This window comes from Ventosimonas gracilis, from assembly GCF_001580025.1.
Taxonomy (GTDB): domain Bacteria; phylum Pseudomonadota; class Gammaproteobacteria; order Pseudomonadales; family Pseudomonadaceae; genus Ventosimonas; species Ventosimonas gracilis.
This window is the reverse complement of the sequence record NZ_LSZO01000087.1, coordinates 1-19,578: the sequence shown is the minus strand read 5'-3', so window position 1 is coordinate 19,578 and position 19,578 is coordinate 1. Positions and strand designations below refer to the sequence as shown.

The 19,578-nt window shown below is 55.1% G+C and carries 18 protein-coding genes and 1 pseudogene; 3 read left to right on the top strand and 16 right to left on the bottom strand.

The genetic code is table 11. The features are described 5' to 3' along the window. Nucleotides 1–103: 103 nt before the first annotated feature. On the bottom strand, nt 104–994 hold the full coding sequence (gene xerD / locus AXE65_RS04325; RefSeq protein ID WP_068388613.1) for a site-specific tyrosine recombinase XerD: 891 nt from the start codon (nt 992–994) through the stop codon (nt 104–106). Nucleotides 995–1,088: 94 nt separating this feature from the next. Here xerD and trxA point away from each other — a divergent pair, with 94 nt between their 5' ends. Continuing rightward, a complete protein-coding gene (gene trxA / locus AXE65_RS04320) occupies nt 1,089–1,415 on the top strand; it encodes a thioredoxin TrxA (protein ID WP_068388610.1) in 327 nt (108 codons plus the stop codon). 57 nt (nt 1,416–1,472) lie between these two features. Here the strand turns inward: trxA and AXE65_RS04315 are convergent. The 13 genes and pseudogenes from AXE65_RS04315 to speB form a co-directional block, all read right to left on the bottom strand. After that, nucleotides 1,473–1,798, bottom strand: a pseudogene (locus tag AXE65_RS04315) (YnfA family protein). A gap of 16 nt (nt 1,799–1,814) precedes the next feature. Then, nucleotides 1,815–2,216 (bottom strand): flagellar export chaperone FlgN, encoded by a 402-nt coding sequence (gene flgN / locus AXE65_RS04310; protein WP_204376517.1) that lies wholly within the window; start codon nt 2,214–2,216, stop codon nt 1,815–1,817. Then, a complete protein-coding gene (gene flgM / locus AXE65_RS04305; RefSeq protein ID WP_068388603.1) occupies nt 2,200–2,505 on the bottom strand; it encodes a flagellar biosynthesis anti-sigma factor FlgM in 306 nt (101 codons plus the stop codon). The genes flgN and flgM overlap by 17 nt, the downstream gene beginning before the upstream one ends. A gap of 334 nt (nt 2,506–2,839) precedes the next feature. Then, complete coding sequence (gene ffh / locus AXE65_RS04300; RefSeq protein ID WP_068388600.1) at nt 2,840–4,213, bottom strand: signal recognition particle protein; 1,374 nt, start codon at nt 4,211–4,213, stop codon at nt 2,840–2,842. 118 nt (nt 4,214–4,331) lie between these two features. Continuing rightward, nucleotides 4,332–5,069 carry an MBL fold metallo-hydrolase gene (locus AXE65_RS04295; RefSeq protein ID WP_068388598.1) on the bottom strand — a complete coding sequence of 246 codons (738 nt, stop codon included), beginning with the start codon at nt 5,067–5,069 and terminating at the stop codon, nt 4,332–4,334. After that, complete coding sequence (locus AXE65_RS14430) at nt 5,062–6,129, bottom strand: ABC transporter ATP-binding protein (RefSeq protein WP_068388595.1); 1,068 nt, start codon at nt 6,127–6,129, stop codon at nt 5,062–5,064. Before AXE65_RS14430 ends, AXE65_RS04295 begins: the two co-directional genes overlap by 8 nt. Further along, nucleotides 6,126–6,914 (bottom strand): ABC transporter permease, encoded by a 789-nt coding sequence (locus AXE65_RS04285; RefSeq protein WP_068388592.1) that lies wholly within the window; start codon nt 6,912–6,914, stop codon nt 6,126–6,128. Before AXE65_RS04285 ends, AXE65_RS14430 begins: the two co-directional genes overlap by 4 nt. Beyond that, a complete protein-coding gene (locus tag AXE65_RS04280; protein ID WP_068388589.1) occupies nt 6,914–7,780 on the bottom strand; it encodes an ABC transporter permease in 867 nt (288 codons plus the stop codon). The genes AXE65_RS04285 and AXE65_RS04280 overlap by 1 nt, the downstream gene beginning before the upstream one ends. Then, complete coding sequence (locus AXE65_RS04275) at nt 7,780–8,835, bottom strand: polyamine ABC transporter substrate-binding protein (protein WP_068388586.1); 1,056 nt, start codon at nt 8,833–8,835, stop codon at nt 7,780–7,782. The genes AXE65_RS04280 and AXE65_RS04275 overlap by 1 nt, the downstream gene beginning before the upstream one ends. Before the next feature lie 4 nt (nt 8,836–8,839). Then, nucleotides 8,840–10,309, bottom strand: coding sequence for an APC family permease (locus AXE65_RS04270; RefSeq protein WP_439144670.1), 1,470 nt, complete (start codon nt 10,307–10,309; stop codon nt 8,840–8,842). A 44-nt stretch (nt 10,310–10,353) separates the two neighbouring features. Then, nucleotides 10,354–11,769: an APC family permease gene (locus AXE65_RS04265; RefSeq protein WP_068388581.1), complete on the bottom strand. Its 1,416-nt coding sequence runs from the start codon at nt 11,767–11,769 to the stop codon at nt 10,354–10,356. Between the two features lie 4 nt (nt 11,770–11,773). Further along, nucleotides 11,774–12,931, bottom strand: a complete 1,158-nt coding sequence (locus tag AXE65_RS04260) for an iron-containing alcohol dehydrogenase (protein WP_068388578.1) — start codon at nt 12,929–12,931, stop codon at nt 11,774–11,776. Between the two features lie 56 nt (nt 12,932–12,987). Further along, on the bottom strand, nt 12,988–13,947 hold the full coding sequence (speB, locus tag AXE65_RS04255) for an agmatinase (protein WP_068388575.1): 960 nt from the start codon (nt 13,945–13,947) through the stop codon (nt 12,988–12,990). 145 nt (nt 13,948–14,092) lie between these two features. Here speB and AXE65_RS04250 point away from each other — a divergent pair, with 145 nt between their 5' ends. Beyond that, nucleotides 14,093–15,007 (top strand): LysR family transcriptional regulator, encoded by a 915-nt coding sequence (locus AXE65_RS04250; RefSeq protein ID WP_068388572.1) that lies wholly within the window; start codon nt 14,093–14,095, stop codon nt 15,005–15,007. Here the strand turns inward: AXE65_RS04250 and AXE65_RS04245 are convergent. Together AXE65_RS04245 and AXE65_RS04240 are read right to left on the bottom strand one after the other, a co-directional pair. After that, nucleotides 14,991–16,430 carry a protein adenylyltransferase SelO gene (locus AXE65_RS04245; RefSeq protein WP_068388569.1) on the bottom strand — a complete coding sequence of 480 codons (1,440 nt, stop codon included), beginning with the start codon at nt 16,428–16,430 and terminating at the stop codon, nt 14,991–14,993. The two genes, AXE65_RS04250 and AXE65_RS04245, sit on opposite strands and share 17 nt — an antisense overlap. A gap of 132 nt (nt 16,431–16,562) precedes the next feature. Beyond that, on the bottom strand, nt 16,563–18,701 hold the full coding sequence (locus AXE65_RS04240) for a methyl-accepting chemotaxis protein (RefSeq protein ID WP_068388566.1): 2,139 nt from the start codon (nt 18,699–18,701) through the stop codon (nt 16,563–16,565). 240 nt (nt 18,702–18,941) lie between these two features. On the opposite strand from AXE65_RS04240, the gene AXE65_RS04235 reads away from it, so the two are divergent. After that, entirely contained in the window at nt 18,942–19,442 is a 501-nt protein-coding gene (locus tag AXE65_RS04235) for a disulfide bond formation protein B (protein WP_068388563.1), read from the top strand. Nucleotides 19,443–19,578 lie beyond the last annotated feature (136 nt).

Below are 19,578 nucleotides of genomic sequence, written 5' to 3'. Positions count from 1 at the left end.
CAAAAATTGCCTGAACTCGTCAAATCCTTCTTCAGACAGCCAGAATGCCTATATATAAAAATGTGACTTTATTTTATGAAAATTTAGTAATTGCGGTTATCTGTTACCCGCGTGGATGGTGCTTGGCGTGCAGTTCTTGCAGGCGGGCGCGGGCGACTTGGGTGTAAATCTGTGTGGTGGTTAAGTTCTGATGGCCGAGCAGCAGTTGCAGGGTGCGCAAATCCGCGCCGTGATTAAGCAGATGGGTGGCGAAGGCGTGGCGCAGGGTATGCGGCGACAAGGGTTTACCAATGTCGGCGACCTTGGCGTGTAGCTTGATGCGGTGCCAAAAGGTCTGCCGCGTCATGGGTCTGCCGCGTTGGCTGGGGAACAGTACCGCACCCGCTTTTACACCTTGCAGCAGCGAGCGAGCCTCTTTGAGATAGCGCGACAGCCAGTGCAGCGCTTCTTCACCCAGTGGTACCAAGCGCTCTTTACGCCCTTTGCCAAATACCCGCAGCACGCCTTGGCGCAGGTTAAGTTGGTCGAGCGTCAAACTGACCAATTCACTGACGCGCAGCCCAGAGGCGTAGAGCACTTCCAGCATGGTGCGGTCGCGCAATCCCAAGGTATCGGTGGTATCCGGCGCGGCTAACAGCGCTTTAACTTCCTCCTCACTCAGCGACCCCGGCAGCGGGGTATGGGTGCGCGGCAGGGCGATTTGTTCGGTCGGGTCATCTGCCCGCAACCCTTCGGCCTGTAGCCACTGATAAAAACTGCGTAGTGCCGATAAAAAACGTGCTGTCGAACGTGCCTTGCAGCCTTGCTGCATGCGCTTTGCAAGGTAATCCAAAATCGTCGCTGGGCTGGCTTGCGCAAGTGTCTGCCCATGCGCCGCCAGCCAACCGGCAAAGAGCGCAAGGTCACTGGCGTAAGCGGCACGGGTTTTGTCCGCAAGGCCGCGCTCCAGCCACAAGGCAGAAGTAAAACGTTCGATCAGTGGATGTTTATGCATAACAAGACCTTCAGCGCATTGTCTGTGATTTTAGTCTGGCGGTAATTGGCGCTATGATGCACCGCTTTTATCCCTATTACCGTTGGAGGCTCCTGTGAGCGAACTTATTACCCCTATCAGCGATGCCAGTTTTGAGCAGGAAGTGTTGCAAAGCGAGCGGGCGGTATTGCTCGACTTTTGGGCCGAATGGTGCGGCCCGTGCAAGATGATTGCGCCGGTGCTGGATGAAGCGGCCGAAGATTACGCGGGGCGGTTAAAAATCTGCAAGCTCAATATCGACCAGAACCGCGAGACGGCGGTTAAGTACGCCGTGCGCAGTATCCCGACGCTAATGCTGTTTAAAAACGGCGAACTGCTTTCGACCCATGTCGGTGCGCTGTCCAAAGGCCAGCTGGCGGCTTTTGTGGACGAGCATCTTTAAGCCGCTCTTTTACCCTCTGCTAACCCCTCTCCGGTAAACGGGCGAGGGGTAAAGGCTTTAAGCGTTACGCGAGCCGCAGATAATCACTAGCATGCCGCAAAGGCACAACGCTACACCCATTAAATCCCAGCGGCTGGGTTTAACGCCACAACCCGCCACAGCCAAAGCAGTGCGGCGCTGATGTACACACCGCCGTAGGCCGCGTAGACGCGACCGCTGGCGGTGGGATGCAAAGAAAGCAGCCAAGCAAAGGCAGTGAGTGATAAGGCCGCCGGTAGCAATAGCCAGATGCTGGCGTTTTGCCGCAGCCATAGCCAAGGCAGCCAGCAGCCTAAGATTTCGGCCAGTGCGGTTAGGGCGAACAAGCCAAAGGTTTTTAGCATGGCGGTTTGCGGGCTTTCAGGCTAAACCCAGCGATAGCGATGGGGCGCTTGTTCGGCTGCCGAGCGGGGTGTAGGTCGATAAGCGTTCATCACCGCCGCGTAAAAGGCTAAGCAGGCTTTTGTTGCTGGCTTGTTGACTGTGAATAACCCGTCCGTTGCGCTGATTGGCGGCTTGGCATTGTTCTAATACGCGGCGTAATGGGGCGGTTTGCTCGGGCGAATAGTCCGCCAGTAACGCTTGCTGCTGTTCCAGTGCGTCCAGCAGGGATTGTTTTTCACCTGGCAGGGTTTGCAGTTGCTCCAAGTCCTGTTCGGCAAGAGCGCTCGCTTCCAGCTCCAAAAGCGCGAGCAGTTGTTCGGCCAGATGCAGCGCCTGCCCTGCTTGGTCGCTGGACATGGCGTTACAGGTCGCGCTCAAAGGCAAGCATTTTGCTGGCGAGCCGCTGGCTGTCGATGGAGTAGCCGCCATTTTCGATGGCTTCACGCAGACGCTCGACGCGGCTTTGGTCAACTACCGGCTGCGCACATTGGCAAGCGCTGACTTGCTGCAAGGTTTGCGCTTGTTGGCTGAGTTCAACCGTCTCGCCGCGCGCTTGACAGCAGTGCCTATTGACGGCGGCCTGATTGTCTGTCGCAAAGCCTGTTGGACGAATGCGGGCAATGCCATTGATGGGCTGATTGGCGGGGGCGCTGATGGGCGTACTCATGGGGAAATCTCCAAGGGTTTTGCTTTTTACCGGGGTATCCGGGTTGTCGGCGACGGGATGCAAAACTTGAGGGCCTGCTCCCGCTTCAAACGCGAGCCGCGCTGCTGCTCAAAATTTCGCCAGACTAGGCGCAGCATGCAGCCAATGTGTACAACCTTGGCAAGTGCTGCAACAACGTATGGCGAAATTTTGGGCGCAGCCCGAAGGGACGGGGCAGATTTTTCGCGCCGCTGTGTTGCTCGTCGTTCATTTGCATGAGCAAATTTCTCTCCTCGCGCCTTGCCGCGTGAAAAATCTGCCTCCGTCGCGGCCACGTTTGAAACGGGAACAGACCCTAACGCCTTGGCATGCCCGCAGGCAGCATGTTGCCAAGGCCGCGCAGCATTTTGCCCACGCCGACTTTGCCGCTGACTTTTTTCATCATCTTTTGCATTTGCTTGTGCTGCTTAAGCAGTTTGCCGACATCTTGCACCTGGGTGCCGGAACCTTGCGCAATACGGCGTTTGCGCGAACCGTTAATCAGCTCGGGGTCGCGCCGTTCGGCTGGGGTCATTGAATTGATGATGACTTCCATCTGCTGCATTTGCTTTTGCGCCACCTCTTGCGCACTGCCCATCTGGCCTAAATTCATGCCGCCGATTTGCGGTAGCTTGTCCATCAGACTGCCGAGCCCCCCTAAGTTTTTCATCTGCTGCAATTGGTCGCGGAAGTCTTCCAAATCAAAGCCTTTGCCTTTTTGCAGTTTTTTGCTGAGTTTGGCGGCTTTTTCTTGGTCAATTTTGTGTTCGGCTTGTTCAATCAGGCTGAGCACGTCGCCCATGCCGAGAATGCGCGAGGCAATGCGGTCGGGGTGGAAGGGTTCGAGCGCGTCGGTTTTCTCGCCGCTGCCGATAAATTTAATCGGCTTGCCGGTGATTTGCCGCACCGAAAGCGCCGCGCCGCCACGGGCATCACCGTCCACTTTGGTCAGTACCACGCCGGAAAGCGGCAGCGCCTCGCCAAAGGCTTTGGCGGTATTGGCCGCGTCCTGGCCGGTCATCGAATCGACCACAAACAGGCTTTCCACCGGTTTGACCGCCGCGTGCAAGGCTTTGATTTCTTCCATCATCTCGGCATCGACGTGCAGGCGACCCGCGGTGTCGAGGATAAGCACGTCAATATGCTTAAGCCGCGCGGCTTTAAGCGCCGCTTCTGCAATGGCGACCGGTTTTTGCCCGCTGTCTGCGCCGAAAAATTCCACGCCCACTTGCCCGGCCAGCACCTTTAATTGCTCAATGGCCGCTGGACGGTAAATATCGACCGATACCAGCATCACCGATTTCTTTTTGCGCTCTTTAAGAAAACGCGCGAGTTTGCCCGCCGTGGTGGTCTTGCCCGCACCTTGCAGACCGGCGAGCAGGATAACCGCCGGTGGCTGGGTCGATAAGTCAAGCTCAGCGGTACCGCCGCCCATCAGCGCTTCGAGTTCGGCGCGGACGATTTTGATCAGTGCTTGCCCCGGGCTTAGGCTTTTCATCACCTCGCTGCCAATCGCCCGTTCGCGCACGCGCATGACAAAGTCTTTGACCACCGGCAACGCCACATCGGCTTCCAGCAGCGCCATGCGAACCTCGCGCAGACTGTCGCGGATATTGTTCTCGGTCAGCCGCGCCTTGCCGGTCACTGTGCGCAGCGTTTGCGAAAGACGGTCGGTGAGATTCTCAAACATGGGCATTCCTTGGAAACTTAAGCAAAAGCAAAACGAGGAGTATAACGGGGGATAAGGCTGCCCACCAAAAACGGCGTTATTTTTGCCTTCTCCGGCAAACAGGCTGTCAGTGCATGGATTACTGTTTATCGTCCAGCCAAGCGCGTATCAACTGTTGATAACGCTTGCCGTCAAAACTGGGAAAGTGTCCGCCGTGTACCATCTGTACCGGCAGACGCAGCAGGCGCTCCATTGAGGCGATGTAGTCGGTAAGGTTGGAGTGATAGCAGTCTTCAATCAGTGGGCCGTCGTAGAGAATGTCGCCGGAGAACAGCATCTTGCTTGCTCGTTCATACAGGGCAATGCCGCCCGGGGAATGGCCGGGCGTGTGGATCACTTCAAAATGGCGGTCGCCCAAGTCGATGATGTCGCCGTCTTCCAATAAGTGCGTAGCGGGCGCTTGTTTAACGGCGTAGCGGGTGGAGCAGTAGGGCAAAGGCGGCAGCGCGTCGAAAATATCATCGGTCGCGTACTCATCGGCCAGCGTGTTTTGCCGCGTGGGATGGGCCAGCAGCTCGGCTTCGGCGCGGTGCACGGCGCGGCAGGGAAATTCGTGATGACCGCCGATATGATCAAAATGGGTATGGCTGGCGACGGCGAGCAGCGGCTTTTCTGTGACTTTGGGCACCCAATCGACCAGCGAGACCACGCCCATGCCGCTATCGACCAGTAAATCGCTGTCCCGTCCGCGCACGTGCCAGATATTGCAGCGGTAAAATTCGCGTATCCAAGGCTCGTCAATCGCAGTGACGCCGTTTGCAAGACGGCGCAGTCGATACCAGTTTTCAGCGGCAATGCGCGGTTTGGCGTTATTCATCTTTAAGCACGACCAAACATTCTTTCGGCACTGATAAATCCAGCATTTGCCCGACTTTAGGCGGTGCTTCAAGCGGTCGATAGACTTTGAGCCGGTGTCCGCCGTAAAGTACTTGGCAGCGCCAGTGGTTGGCGAAAAAATCACAGCTTTGCACCAGCGCGCTGCCCAACGAAAATCTCTGTTCTGCCCGCATAAAGTGTTCAGGACGAATGCACAGGCTAAGCGGCTGGCCTATGGCAGGCGTTATCCGTTTAAAAGCCGCAATCGGCAGCGATAGTGCCATCTGCTCGGTTTGTACTCCGATAACATCCGAGTGGATGGCCTTTACGGTCGCGGGCAAAAAATTGGCCTCGCCCATAAATCCGGCAGAAAACCGCGAGCGCGGATTGAGGTAAACCTGCTGTGGTGTACCTAGGTCTTCAATCTGTCCGCTGTTCATCAGTACGATGCGGTCGGCAATGGCGAGCGCTTCTTCTTGGTCGTGGGTCACATGAATAAAGGTCGTGCCAAGCTGTTTTTGGATGGATTTCAACTCGTCTTGTAGCTGGCGGCGCAGTTTTAAATCCAATGCGCCCAGCGGCTCATCCAGCAGCAAAACCTCGGGGGTGACGGCCAGCGCCCGCGCCAAAGCCACACGCTGGCGCTGACCGCCGGATAGCTCATGCGGTTTTTTTTGCGCTTCGCTGGCAAGCCCTACGGTTTCAAGACAAGCCAGCGCCTTTTGTCGCCGTTCGCCCCGCCCCATGCCACGCATGCGCAGGCCAAAGGCGACGTTGTCGATAAGGCGCAGGTGTGGAAACAGCGCGTAATCCTGAAACAGGGTTGCTGTTGGCCGCTTGGCGGGCGGTACATGAGTCATCTCGCGCCCGCCAATGACAATCTGCCCGAAAGAGGGTTCGATAAAGCCGCCGAGCATGGACAGCAGCGTAGTTTTGCCGCAGCCGGAAGGACCAAGCAGAACAATAAATTCGCCAGCCGCAATCTGCAGCGAAAAATCATTGAGCGCGATAAAAGCGCCGTACTGTTTGCTTAAGTGTTGAATGGAAACGGCAGCGGTCACGTGATTTTTCCTGATTTGCGCAAAAAGGTTAATTCGGCGAGCGCGAGCAGTACGATGGAAACCAAAAATACCAAGCTGCCGATCGCATTGAGTTTGGGGTTTAAACCGGCTCGCAGCATGCCCCATATTTCCACCGGTAAAGTCGGCTCAAAGCGCGACAGCAAAAAGGCGGCAATAAATTCATCCCAACTAAAGGTAAAGGACAGAAAAAACGCCGCCAACAAGGCAGGAGCAAGCATCGGTGCTGTCACCAAGGCGAGCACCTGCCATTCGCCTGCGCCCAAATCGCGAGCGGCACGTTCGATATTTACCTGCTGTGCGCCCATCGAGGCGTAAATAATGGCAAAGCACAGCGGCAGGTTAATCACTACATGAGCGATACCCACCGTCCACAACGATAGCGGCACGCCCAGCAAATTGAGCCATTGCAGCAAACCCAAGCCGATAATCAAGGTGCTGACCATCATCGGCGCGACCAGCAATGCCCTAATTAAGGCACTGGCGGGCAGGCGGTGGCGGGCGAGCGCACAGGCGGCGAAAAAGCCAAGTACACAGGCGAGCAGCGAAGACAGCGCGGCAACCGCTAACGAGCGTAGCAGTGCGTTCATTAAGCGGCTGTCGGCGAAAACGGCCTCATACCAACGCAGGCTAAGGCCGGACAGCGGCGGCACCGGCAAGCCGCCATCCTGAAAGGAAAACAGCACCAGTACCACCACCGGCAAAAAGATAAAGCCGAACAACAATCCGCCATACAGCCAAATCAACACGGTTTTTAGTCGGCCCATCAGGTGCGCTCCATCTTGAGCCAACGGGAGCTGCCGATATAGGCGAGCGTGATAACCGCCATCAACACTAACGACAGCGCCGCCGCCATCGGCACATCGGCACGCCTGCCCAGTTGCAGCATGATGACTTGCGGCAGTACCAATTCGTTATTGCCGCCCAAAATCTGCGGGGTGATGTAGTCGCCCATGCAAAGTACAAAGGTTAAAAACGCGCCAACCATAATCCCCGGGCGGGTCAGTGGCAAAATCACATGCCAGAAGGTTTGTAAGGCGCTTGCACCCAAATCGGCGGCAGCGCGGCGGTAGTTGGGCGATAGCTGCAGCAGATTGGTGTAGATGGTGAGCGTGAGCAGCATCACAAAAAAATGCACAAAGCCAATGATCGTGCCGATACGATTGGCAGAGAGCGAAAGCGGCTCGTTAATCAGTCCCAACGCCAGCAAGGTTTGATTCACCACGCCGCCACTGGAAAGCACCAATAGCCAAGAATAAGAACGCACCACATAGGAAGTCCAAAACGGCAAAATCGCCAGCAATAACGCGGTGCGTTGCCAACGCTTGGGAACTTTTTCGGCGAGGATAAAAGCAAGCGGCCAAGCCAGCAGCAGAGAAATTAGCGTCACCACGGCGGTAATTTGCAATGAAACCACCAGCCCTTTAAACAGGTGCGCCCGCTCAAAAAAGGCGAGGTAATTGGCAAAGGTCCAACTGGCGACCCATTCGCGCCCTTGCTTTGTCCACAGGCTTAATATTGCCATCCAAACAAAAGGCACGATAAAAAAAGCGGCTGTCCACAACAGTGCCGGTGTTGCGAGCAGCCAGCCGCGCCGCTTCTCGGCACGTTCCAATGACCTGTTGGTAGCCATTACTGTTGCAACATTTCAGTCCAAATATCCTGCATGGCTTCATCCAAATCGGCATCAATAAGCGGATAAAGCTGTGCTTTTTTTAAGTATTCGGATTGGCTATCCCAGCGCAGTACTTGTTTTTGTGGCGCAGTTAAATAATCGGCTGCTTTATTATTGCTTGGCATCGCCCAATAGCAAGAAGATGTCGCCAATCGGGCTTGTCCTTCGGGGCTTAAAATATATTGCACAAATTGAATGGCAAGCTCTGGTTTTTTGGAGTCTTTAAAAATGGCGAGTGCTTGCGACCAGAGCAAAGCGCCCTGCTCGGGAATAGTCCAGTCGAGTTCGGGCATTTCAACGGAAAGCGCCGCCGTTAACCACTCACCGCCGCCAACCACAATATCCACTTCGCCGGTCGCCAGTGCCGTTTGCGCAGCAACGACATCACTGACTTGGCGGGCGTTTTTCTTCATTTCAAACAACGTGCTGCGAATGGCTGGCAAATCAGCCAAAGTCAATTCGGCAGTGGGTTTGCCAAGGGCAATACCGGTTAAGCCAATTAATGGCAGATAGTAATCATAGAGTGCAATGCGGTTTTTATAAGCAGGCGACAAAATAACCTGGATGTTATCCATATCCTTGATGTTGACTTTATTTTTATTGTAGGAGAGCGTGTTGTAGCCAAACTTTTCGGTGATGCCATAAATCTTGCCATCACGACGGGTGTTTTTCGGCATTAACAGTTCGGGAAAAATATCGGCAAGCGGCAGGGCGCTTTCGGGCAATTCAGCGAGTAAATCCATATCGGCAAGACGCAGTATATCGACCGTATCAACCACCAATACATCCCAATCGCCCGAGCGGGATTGTTCAATAATGGAAATGCCCTCGCCAGTGCCCGAGTACTCCTTAAGATTAACCTTGACGCCGTGCGCTTTTTCAAAGGGTTCAATTAACGCAGGGTCCGTATGGTCGCACCAGACCAAAGCATTTAATTGATTTTGTGCCAAAGCGGGCGAACTTAAAAAAACCGCCAGGGCGCTAAAGCAAGTGGTCGTTAAAAGAGGTTTCATGGGATCATCCTTGTATTTGTTGGGTTTTATGCCGGGGAAGCGTTTTTTCGGGCTGGTATATCAAAAGATAGATAATGCCCAAGACCGCCAGTATGGAGAATATCAAAAAAACCGCCCAAACCTGAAACCAGGGAGCATCGGCCGGAGCCAGTTCAATTCTCGGCCAAGCAATATTGATGGCCTCAAATATCAGCCAGAAAAACGCCATAAGATTAACCGGCCAGCGCCAAATGCCCAGATTAAATGTCTGTGCATTATCGATTAAACGTCCGCGCAGTCGAGCCAATAGTGCACAACTGACGACTATCAGAAAAACAAAATAAAAGCCGCCGCTGCCAAAGGCAATTAAAGTACCGACAGCGGTAGCGTTTAAACCCAGCAATAAACCGGCGCTGGCTATCATGGTTGCGACCAGCATGGCGACAAAGGGGACTTTGCGCCGGTCAACCTGTTTAAGTAAAGAAGCCGCTGGCAGTGTTTTATCGCGTGCCATACCAAATAACGCGCGGCTGATATAGGTTTGGATGGAAACGGTGCAGGCAATAAAAGCAATCAATACGATGGCAACAAAAGGTGTTTGCGCCCATTGACCAAAAGCATTAACCACGGCGGGCGTGACCGGGTCAAACACTTCACCGGAAACCATGCCTTGAGTATCTTCAAACGATAAGGTGACAGCAAAAGCGGTTAACATCACGGTAAGTCCGACTAAAGTAATGGCGCGTAAAATGGCGCGTGGTGTGGATTTTTGTGCTTGCCGGGTTTCTTCGGCCACTTGCGAGCAGGCATCAAAGCCCAAAAATGCCCAGCCGCCAACCGCCATTGCGGTTAAAAAACCGTTTAAAGAAGTGCCTTCACCGCTTGTTATACCTTGCAATAACAAGGAAAAATCGTGATTGCGGAAAAATAATAACAACAGCAAACCCATGCCGATGGAAGCAATGGCTTCGGCCAAAATACCGGCATTGACAAAGTATTTAAGTGGATTGATGCCAAGCAGATTAACGAAAAGCCCAAGCAATAACAGAATAAATCCACTAAAAACCTGGGCGTTGGCTGCCGGTGCTTCACCGGTCAATAACAGCCACAGCCAAAAGCCGCCCAAATAAGCGACCGTACTTAACGAAGCCAAGGCTGAAGCCAGATACAGATAGCCGGTAAACCAGCCCATGCGGGCACCGCCCAAGTATTTAACCCATTGATAGCAACCACCGGCGAGTGGATAGCGTGAAGCGAGTTCGGCATAAACCAGTGCGACCAAGAGTTGCATCAGCAAACAAATGGGGACAATCCACACCCAGGCAGGTCCCATATGAATGGCAGCCAACGACATCACGGCATAAATGCCGACAACCGGTGAGACGGTCGCAAAACCTACGGCAAAGGATGACCAAAGCGATAATCCGCGTTGTAACTCTTGCCGGTAGCCCCGTTGGTTGAGTAGTTGTTCATCGATATTAACGGTACTTTTTATGTTCACTTTCCAATTCCATTTATTGTTATTGGATGTTCAGTCGATTAGCCCACGCCGGATAATACATCCGTTTCCGTCTCGCCAATACGTTTAATAACATGGGGATGGTTTTGTTTGAGCCAGCCGTACCAAATCAGTGCGATCAGCATGCAGGCTAAAAATAAATAAGGCATTACATTAAGTGGATAGTCGGGAGTCGGCCAGACATTGGCGAAGAATACGTAACTCATGGCGATAATGGCGACCAAGGCGCAGCTATCAACCAGGCGTTTGGGCAGATTTTGCTGGCGCACATAGCGCATGCAGGCGGCGGCGACCAGGGCGTAGGCGACCATATAGCCGTAAGTGCCCCAAGTATCGACCCAGACCACAATATCCATCGGCGTGACATTAAGCCCAAGCAGAATGACATCCAGCACAATCGCTGCCGGGCCGAATATCAGCAGCACGCGGTGTGGGGTCAAGTGGGTTTCGTGGGTTCTGCCGAGCGCTTCGTGTACCACGCCTTCCTTGCCCATCACGTAGACAATCCGCCCAATCACATTCAGCGGCGCGACCACCACGGCAAAAAACGAAGCGGCTACGCCAAAATTAAGTACCGCAGTAAACCAGTCCGGCATGCCGGTACGTTCGGTCAACGCTTGCAGGGGGCTGGCGACCGTTGCCAAGTCATCACCGAGCACGGCAATTTGCGTGTAGGCGGAAAACAAATAGAGCAGGCCGACCAGCGCGGCGCTCCACATCACGGCACGGGGAATGGCGCGGTAGGGATTTTTGGCCTCGCGCCCCAGTGCATCGGCGGAGGAAAAGCCGACAAAACCCAAAATGCCCAACACCATACCGCTGGCGACTCCCTGAAAAGGTACGCCATCCAGGCTAAATTGCGCCGGACTCCAGGCGCGTTCGCCAGAAGACGCCAGCGCAGCGACTAGTAGCACAAGGATGATAGCGATGGAAAGCAGCTCCAGCACCAAGGAAACGCGCGCAGAAAGCCGAATGCCGCGAATGGTAAACAGCGTCGCCAAGCCGCCCAGCACTATTGCCAGCGTGCTATGTGCGGCCAGACTCGTAGTGGGCAGACCAAATCCAGCGAGCAAATCCGCACTGTAAGACACCGCACCGCCCAAGGAGCCGGCGGCAATGCCCCAGCAGCCAATCAGCAACGCAATACCGGCCAAATACGCGCCGAGTGGGCCAAGCCCTTTGGCGACATAGGTATAGAGCGAACCGGCCGAGGCGTTTCTGCGCGCAAAGACCACCACGCACCAGCCGATACAGAGGATGACGATGGTCGCCAGCAAAAATGAAAGCATGGTGCCATTACCCGCTCCGGCAAAAATCGCGGCGGCGGTAAAGGCAATCACTGCGCTGGGGGCAATGCTGGCAATGGCCTGGGCGGCGAGTTCCGCACCGCTCATCACATTGCGGCGAAGACCTGCGTCTTGTTTAGGCTCTGTCATCGGCTTATCCCTGCCATTGCCAAGCGGCGCGAAGAATGGAGAGGTAGCTCTCCACTGTCATCGGTTTGATATTGGTGGAGTCGGAAATATTATTTTTGGATTTCTCGGCAATCAATAAAAAATCGGCCTCGCGGACATTCGGTAATTCGGCAAAACGGGGAATGCCCAGCGTGCGGTTTAGCGCAAATAACCTATCGACCGCAGCCTGTGCGGCGCTTTCTGCGGGCAGGGCAGGGTCAATACCCAGCGCATAAGCTACATCGGCATGACGCTTGAGGTCGGCCTGTTGGTTGTGGGCAAAAACAAAGGGTAAAAAGATGGCATTGCCCACGCCGTGCGGCGTGTCGTACAGCCCGCCGATGGACTCGGAAATACAGTGCACACTGGCAATATCGGCGTTGCCAAAGGCCATGCCGGCCATCAGGCTGGCGATTAGCATTTGCTCGCGGGCAGCAAAGTTATCCGCTTCCAGCACGGCGGCTTTGAGGTTTTGCGCAATCAAGCGAATGGCGTGCAGCGCGAGACCGTCGCTAATCGGGTTGGCCAGTTTGCCGGTGTAGGCTTCGATGGCGTGGGTTAGCGCATCCACGGCGGTTGCCGCCGCCACAGCGGGCGGCAGGCTGGCGGTAATGTCGCTATCGAGCAGCGCCAGCTGCGGACCGATACGGTAGTCGAGCAGGCTCATTTTGGTTTGACGTTGGCTGTCGGTAATCACCGAGAAAAACGTCACCTCGCTGCCGGTACCTGCCGTAGTGGGTATGGCAACGACCGGCAGGGCAGGGCGCTTTAAGGTGAATGCGCCCTCGTAGTCCTCAATCCTGCCCTCATGGGTCAGCAGTACAGCCAAGGCTTTAGCCGCATCCATTGCGCTGCCGCCGCCGACGGCGAGTAGACCGTCAAAGCCTTGCCCGCGAAAACGCGCGGCGGTTTGATTGATAGGGGCGGCGCGGGGATTGGCCTTAACGTCAGCGATTTCCACAAATGTAATCTGCGATTTTTGCAAACTGGCATAAACCGGCGGCAAGAGACCGGCGTTTTTAACGCCGGGGTCTGTGACCAGCAGCACTTTGTTTAAGCCAAGTGCGGCCAAATGCTCGCCGGTCTTCTGGCGCAGGCCGCGTTCCATAATTATTTTGGCGGTCAAGAGAAATTGGAATGACACGGTTTACCTCTTTTGTTGTTATTAGAAACAATAAAAGCCGATGTTATCTTAAAATCCTATTGATGCTTCACCCCCGGCAACACGCAAAGCATTTCATAGAGCAAATTGGCGGCGAGTATTGAAGTGCTGCCGGTGGTGTCGTAGGGCGGGGAGACTTCCATCAGGTCGGTGCCGACAAGGTCTAACCCCAAGCAGCCGCGGACGATTTCCATTCCTTGGATGGTGGTCAGCCCACCGATTTCTGGCGTGCCGGTGCCGGGCGCGAAGGCCGGGTCAATGCCGTCAATATCAAAGGACAGGTAAACCGGCCCGCCGCTGACTTGCTCGCGTACTTCAGCCATCAGTGGGGCGAGTGATTGGTGCCAGCATTCTTCGGCTTGCACCACACGAAAGCCTTGGCGGCGACCCCAATTAAAATCGTCCGCGCCGTAGCTGGTCGCGCGCAGGCCGATTTGCACCACGCGCGGGCAATCAAGCAGGTCTTCCTCCACCGCGCGGCGAAAGGTGGTGCCGTGGGCGATTTTTTCGCCGAACATCTCATCGTTGACATCGGCATGCGCGTCTACGTGGATAAGCCCGACTTTGCCGTATTTTTTGCGCATGGCACGCAAAATCGGCAGCGTGACGGTATGGTCGCCGCCCAAAGTCAGCGGGCGAATGCCAAAGCGTAAAATCTCGTCGTAAGCCTCTTCGATAATTCGCACGGCATCAAGCAGGTTAAAAGTATTGATGGCGACATCACCAATATCGGCGACATTGATGCTGTCAAAGGGCGCCGCGCCGGTCGCCATGTTGTACGGGCGGATCAGTACCGAATTGGCGCGAATATCGCGCGGGCCAAAGCGGCTGCCGGAGCGCAGGGACGCGCCAATATCCAGCGGCACGCCGACAAAAGCGGCATCGAGCTGTTGCTTGTCTTCGGCCGATTGGATATGGGGCAGGCGCATCATGGTGGCAATGCCGCCAAAACGCGGCACTTCATTGCCGCCTAAAGGCTGATGAAATTTTGTAGTCACGGTTGTCTTTAAGTAGTTGTGGTTAAGTAGGCCGATTGTTGTGCAGATTGTTATGTAGATGGCCTACCAATAAAACCCCACGGTTTTAAAAACTTAGTTAATGATTTTGTGAAGTATCATGCGTAAATGCTGATGGGGACTGCCTATGAAAGCCGCTTTGCCTGATTTGAAACTGCTGCAAGTATTTGTCGCCGTGGCGCGTTGCCAAGGCTTTGCCAATGCGCAGCAAGAACTGCAACTGTCTGCCCCGGCCATCAGCAACTACATGAGCCAACTGGAAGCGCAGCTTGGTGTAGTGCTCTGCCATCGCGGGCGCAGTGGTTTTAAATTGACCAGTCGCGGCGAGCAGTTTTATCAGCAGTGCCTGCAACTGCTGGGCAGGCTTGAGGATTTTGACCGCTATGCACAAAGCCTTAAGGGCGAACTACGCGGCACTTTTCGTTTAGGTACGTTGGATGCGATGGCCGACCATCCGTCGCTGCCGCTGGCTGCCGCGATTGGCCTTTACGGACGGCAGCATCCGGCGGTGCACCTTAATTTGGTTATCCTGCCGCCTTGGGAGCTACAGCTTGCGGTTGCCGATGACCGCCTGGATTTAGCCATTGGCGCATTCCCCGCGCAGATGAACGGATTGCTTTATCAGCCGCTGTACTTGGAGCAGCACTATTTATATTGCGGGCAGTCGCATGCCTTGTTTGGCAAGCAGAACGTATCCACCGCACAAATTGCCCGCCAACGCATGGTTAGCCGCAGTTACTGGAACCAGGCGGAACTCGCGCGGCACGGCTTTCGCCACAGCGAAGCGACGGTGGAAACGATGGAAGCGCAACTGATTTTGGTGCTCTCTGGCGCGTGGATGGGTTATTTACCGCAGCATTACGCACAGCCCTGGGTCGAACGGGGCAAACTGCACGCACTTAATCCCGGTATTTTTGCCTATCAATCGCCTTTTTCCCTGATTGTCCGCAAAAGCCGTGTGCGTGAACCGCTTATCCAAGCCTTCAAAACCGCCCTGCAAACGGCCGGGCTGGAAGGGGATGCTTTTAAGACGAACAACTGATGGACAAATGCCGTCCCCAATCCGGCGGGCGGGCGGCGTAGTGCGCTTTGCCGGGTTGTTGTTCAAATGGGCGAGACAATAGATTAAATAACTCATTAAGCGGCTGATAATCGCCTTGTTCGGCAGCGCTAATGGCTTGTTGTGCTAAATAATTACGCAAAATATATTTTGGATTAACCGCCTGCATTTGCGCTTGACGTTTATTCTCATTGCGAGCGTCATTGTTGCAGCGCTTAAGATAATCGCGCGACCACGCATCAAAGCCTTTGAGGTCAATAAACCCATCACGCAAATGGACAAGCGCAGCTTCAGCAGGTTGCTCGCTTAAATGGCGGAAAAAGTTATTGTAATCGGACGCACTTTGCTGCATCAGTGACAACAGATTTTGTATCAATACGCCGTCGCTAGGTTCTTCATCATAAAGCCCCAAACGTAAGCGCATGCGTTGTAAATACTGTGTTTGGTACTGCGGTAAAAAATCTTGCAGTAGTTCGCGCAACTTATCGACGGCGATAAACGGGGTAAAACACTGTGCCAGTGCGGTTAAATTCCAGTGGGCAATCGGTACTTGATTATTGAAACTGTAACGCCCGCTATCATCCGAATGATTGCAGATATGGTTTTGATTAAAGTCATCCAAAAAGGCGTAAGGGCCAAAATCAAAGGTAAGCCCTAATAGGGACATATTGTCGGTATTCATCACGCCATGACAAAAACCATAGGCTTGCCACAGCGCAATTAAATAAGCGGTGCGGCTGATGATTTCGCGCAGCATCTCGGTAAAGTCCGCGCACTGTGGGTAATATTCGCGCAAAGCCCATTTCGCAAGCTGCTTAAGTTCTGCGTGCTGGCGGTTGTAGTAGAAGTATTCAAAATGCCCAAAGCGCAGATGGCTGGGCGCAAGTCGTAGCAGCAGCGCCGCGCTTTCTTGGCGCTCACGGAAAACCTTGGTATCCGAACCGATAAGCGCAAGGGCGCGGGTGGTGGGAATGCCAAGCGCGGCCAAATGCTCGCTGGCGAGAAATTCCCGAATGCTGCTGCGCAGTACCGCGCGGCCATCGCCCATACGCGAAAAGGGCGTTTGCCCGCTGCCTTTTAGGTGTAAATCCCAGCGCTCGCCGTTTGCGTGAGTGACTTCGCCCAGTAGCAGACCACGTCCGTCACCCAGTCTTGGGTTGTACGCGCCAAATTGATGACCGGCGTAGACCATCGCCCGTGGCTCAGTCCCCGGAAAGTCTGCTTGACCGTTGATTTGCGCGATACATTCGGCCGATTGCAGCGAGGCAGGGTCTGCACCCAGCAATGCTGCCGCAGCGGGACTTACTATCAGCAGGCGCGGGTTATCAAGCGGTTCGGGCAAAACCGCTACGGAAAAGCGATCACCCAAGCGGGCATAGCGGTTGTCAAAGGTTAAGTGGTGCACGGCAGGCGCTCTTTATTAGCAACAAGCAGCGCTATTGTGCGGTCTCTTGCCCTCTTCCCCAACCCCTCTTTCATCAATGGGCGGGGAGCGTTTCTTGGCTCCCCCGCTCGCCTGCGGGAGAGGGTAGGGCGGTTAAATCCTGAATTGCCCAACCAGCGCCCGCTGTTGTTCGGCGAGGCGGGTGAGTTCGGCGCTGGCGTGGCTGGTTTCGTTGGCACCTTCGGCGACTTGATTGGCGACCTGATTGATGGAGCTGACATTGCGCCCCAAGTCTTCGGCAACCGCGCTTTGTTGACCGGCGGCGCTGGCGATTTGGGTGTTCATATCGTTAATCACCGAAACGGCTTGGGTGATGGATTCCAGCGCGTGCGCCGCTTCAGTGGCTTGTTGCACGCTGTCATCGGTTTTGCTCTGGCTTTCTTCCATCACGCGCACCACTTCGCGCGTGCCGTTTTGCAGGGCGGCGATCATGGCTTGGATTTCTTCGGTGGCTTTTTGCGTTTTCTGCGCCAGATTGCGCACCTCATCGGCGACTACGGCAAAACCGCGGCCTTGTTCGCCCGCGCGCGCGGCCTCAATTGCCGCGTTAAGGGCGAGTAGATTGGTTTGTTCGGCAATGCTGCGGACGGTGGTCAAAATCGCGTTGATGTTTTCGCTGTCCTTGGCAAGGCTCTGTACCACGCTCACGGCGTGACCGATTTCCGCTGCGAGGTTGCGGATCGACTGCGCGGTTTCTTCCACCGTGCGCTTGCCGTGTCCGGCGGCCTGGTCTGCGTGATTGGCGGCTTCGGCCGCCATACCGGCGTTGCGTGCCACGTCTTGCGCGGTAGCGGTCATCTCGTGCACGGCGGTGGCGACCAATTCGATTTCCGCCAACTGGCGCTGCACGCCTTCGTTGGTATTGACGGCAATTTGCGCCGTGTGTCTGGATGATTCGCCCACTTTTTGTACTGAGCCGACCACTTGCGCAATCATGGTTTGCAACTGGTCGAGAAAGCCGTTAAAGCCTTTGCTGATACGTCCCAATTCATCGTTGCGATGACTTTGCAGGCGGCGCGTCAAGTCGCCTTTGCCACCTACAATATCATCGAGCATGGCGACCATTTGCGTCAGCGGGCGGGCAATGCCACGGCCCACTAGCCAAGTCACGATAAGCCCGAGCAGGCCAACCAAAAAACCAATCAGCAACATACCGTAGAGTTCTTCCTTTCGCTTCTCGCCAAGCTGCGCATTCATTTGATTGGCATCAGCGAACAGCGCTTGTTCCGGTAATTGCAGCAGCAATGCCCAGCGCGTGTTGGTTTCGGCGACCTGAAACGGCAGCAACAGTTCCAGCAAGCCGCTTTTACGGTCTTGCTCAAAATGCACCTTATTGATCGGCAAATCCGCTGGGCGCAGCAGACGGCCAGAGGTCAGCACATTGCTCGCTTTTTCGCCAATCATCCGCTCATTGCCGGTCCAGGCCGCCAGATGACCATTGCTGGCAATCAGTCCCATATTGCCCGCGCCGTTATACAGGTCGGCATTGGCCTCCAACAAAATTTTTTGAATGTGTTCCATCGATAAATCCGCACCGGCCACGCCGACGAACTTGCCATCGACCATAACCGGCGCACTGAACGAGCTAAGCATGGTGGTCCGCCCGTCTACTGGTAAGGCGTACGGATACGGGTCAACCACACAAGGACGAAGGGATTGTTTGGGACACAGGTAAAACTCGCCCATACGCATGCCGAAGCGGTTGCGTTGCTCGTTCTCCACATCCACCAAGGTATTGAATTTAAGCGCCCCGCCGGCACGAAACCACCAAGCCAATAAGCGCCCGTCCGCATCATGCCCCGGCTCGTTTGGGTGCAAGGCATCATGGCCGTCAAAGGCATCCATTTCCCAACCGGCATAAAGACCACCCAGTTGTGGGTTGGCAAGCAGCCTTTCCTGCAATAACGCACTTAACTCTTGTCGGCTGAACATCTTGTCCACATCACCCACGCGCTGATTGCTTTTCGCCAGCATGGCGTTGGTCTTGGCCAGATTGACTGCGAGCGACATCGGCGCATCGAGGTCGCGGGCGATATGCTGCACCTGTGCATGCGCCAAGGCCGCTAAACGCTCGTGAACCATCTGTATCTCCAATTTTTGCGTGCTGGCTTCCACCAATTTTTGTGTATGTGATCGGGCGGAAAGGGTATACAAAATCAGCGCAATCACCGCCGCCAGCACGCTGGCTCCGGCCAGCATGGTCACGGTAAGCGCAATGGAACGAAGTTTCATCGGAACTCTCAAGACAACAATCAGCGAAAGACCAAACCCTATCGGCAGGCAGGCGGCAATCTTTATGTTGTGTTGATGGTTGTACTGAGCAGGCAGTGCGAAAAAATAAGTCCTCAGGCAATTTGCCGCGCTTAGTCTCCCCTCACCTGCATGCGGGCTAGGAGCAGGGAAGAGCCGCTCTTGTAACTCATCCGCCCTTTCTCTACCTTAGATGCCCCTTTGCGGCCGAATGGAATGCTTATGTCGCCTCTGCTGGGTACACGCCCAATCTTTCTCGCCGGATTTGCCTTCTGCCTTGGCTTGATGCTGGTCGCGCTCTATTTGGAGCAGGTCAAAGGCTTAATCCCCTGCCCGCTGTGCTTGGTGCAACGCGGCTTTTTTATCTTGGCCGGAATCACCTGCCTCATTGCCGCGCTGCATAACCCGGCAGCTATCGGCAGACGCATTTATGCCGTACTGCTGCTACTGTTTGCCGCCCTTGGCGCAGCGGCAGCCGGACGGCAAATCTGGCTGCAAAGCCTGCCGCCGGATCAGCTCGCCGCCTGCCTGCCGCCGCTCGACTTTATGCTGGAAGTCATGCCCTTTACCGAAGTCATCGGCAAAGTCCTGCACGGCACCGCCGACTGCGCCAAAGTCGACTGGACACTGTTTGGCCTGTCCATCGCCGACTGGAGCCTGCTCGCCTTCTGCGGGCTAATCGGCCTCGCCCTCTACCAACTGCTGCGGCGCACGGCAGCTTAGACCCTCCTAGCCCTCGCCCGCTTGCGCGAGAGAGGGGAGAGCACGGCTGTTGTCAACAAATAGACTTGTCCGGTTTTAAAGCAAATGAACTGTCCGGTTTTGCCTTGCGGTTTCAGGCGGCGTAGGGCGTAGCCCG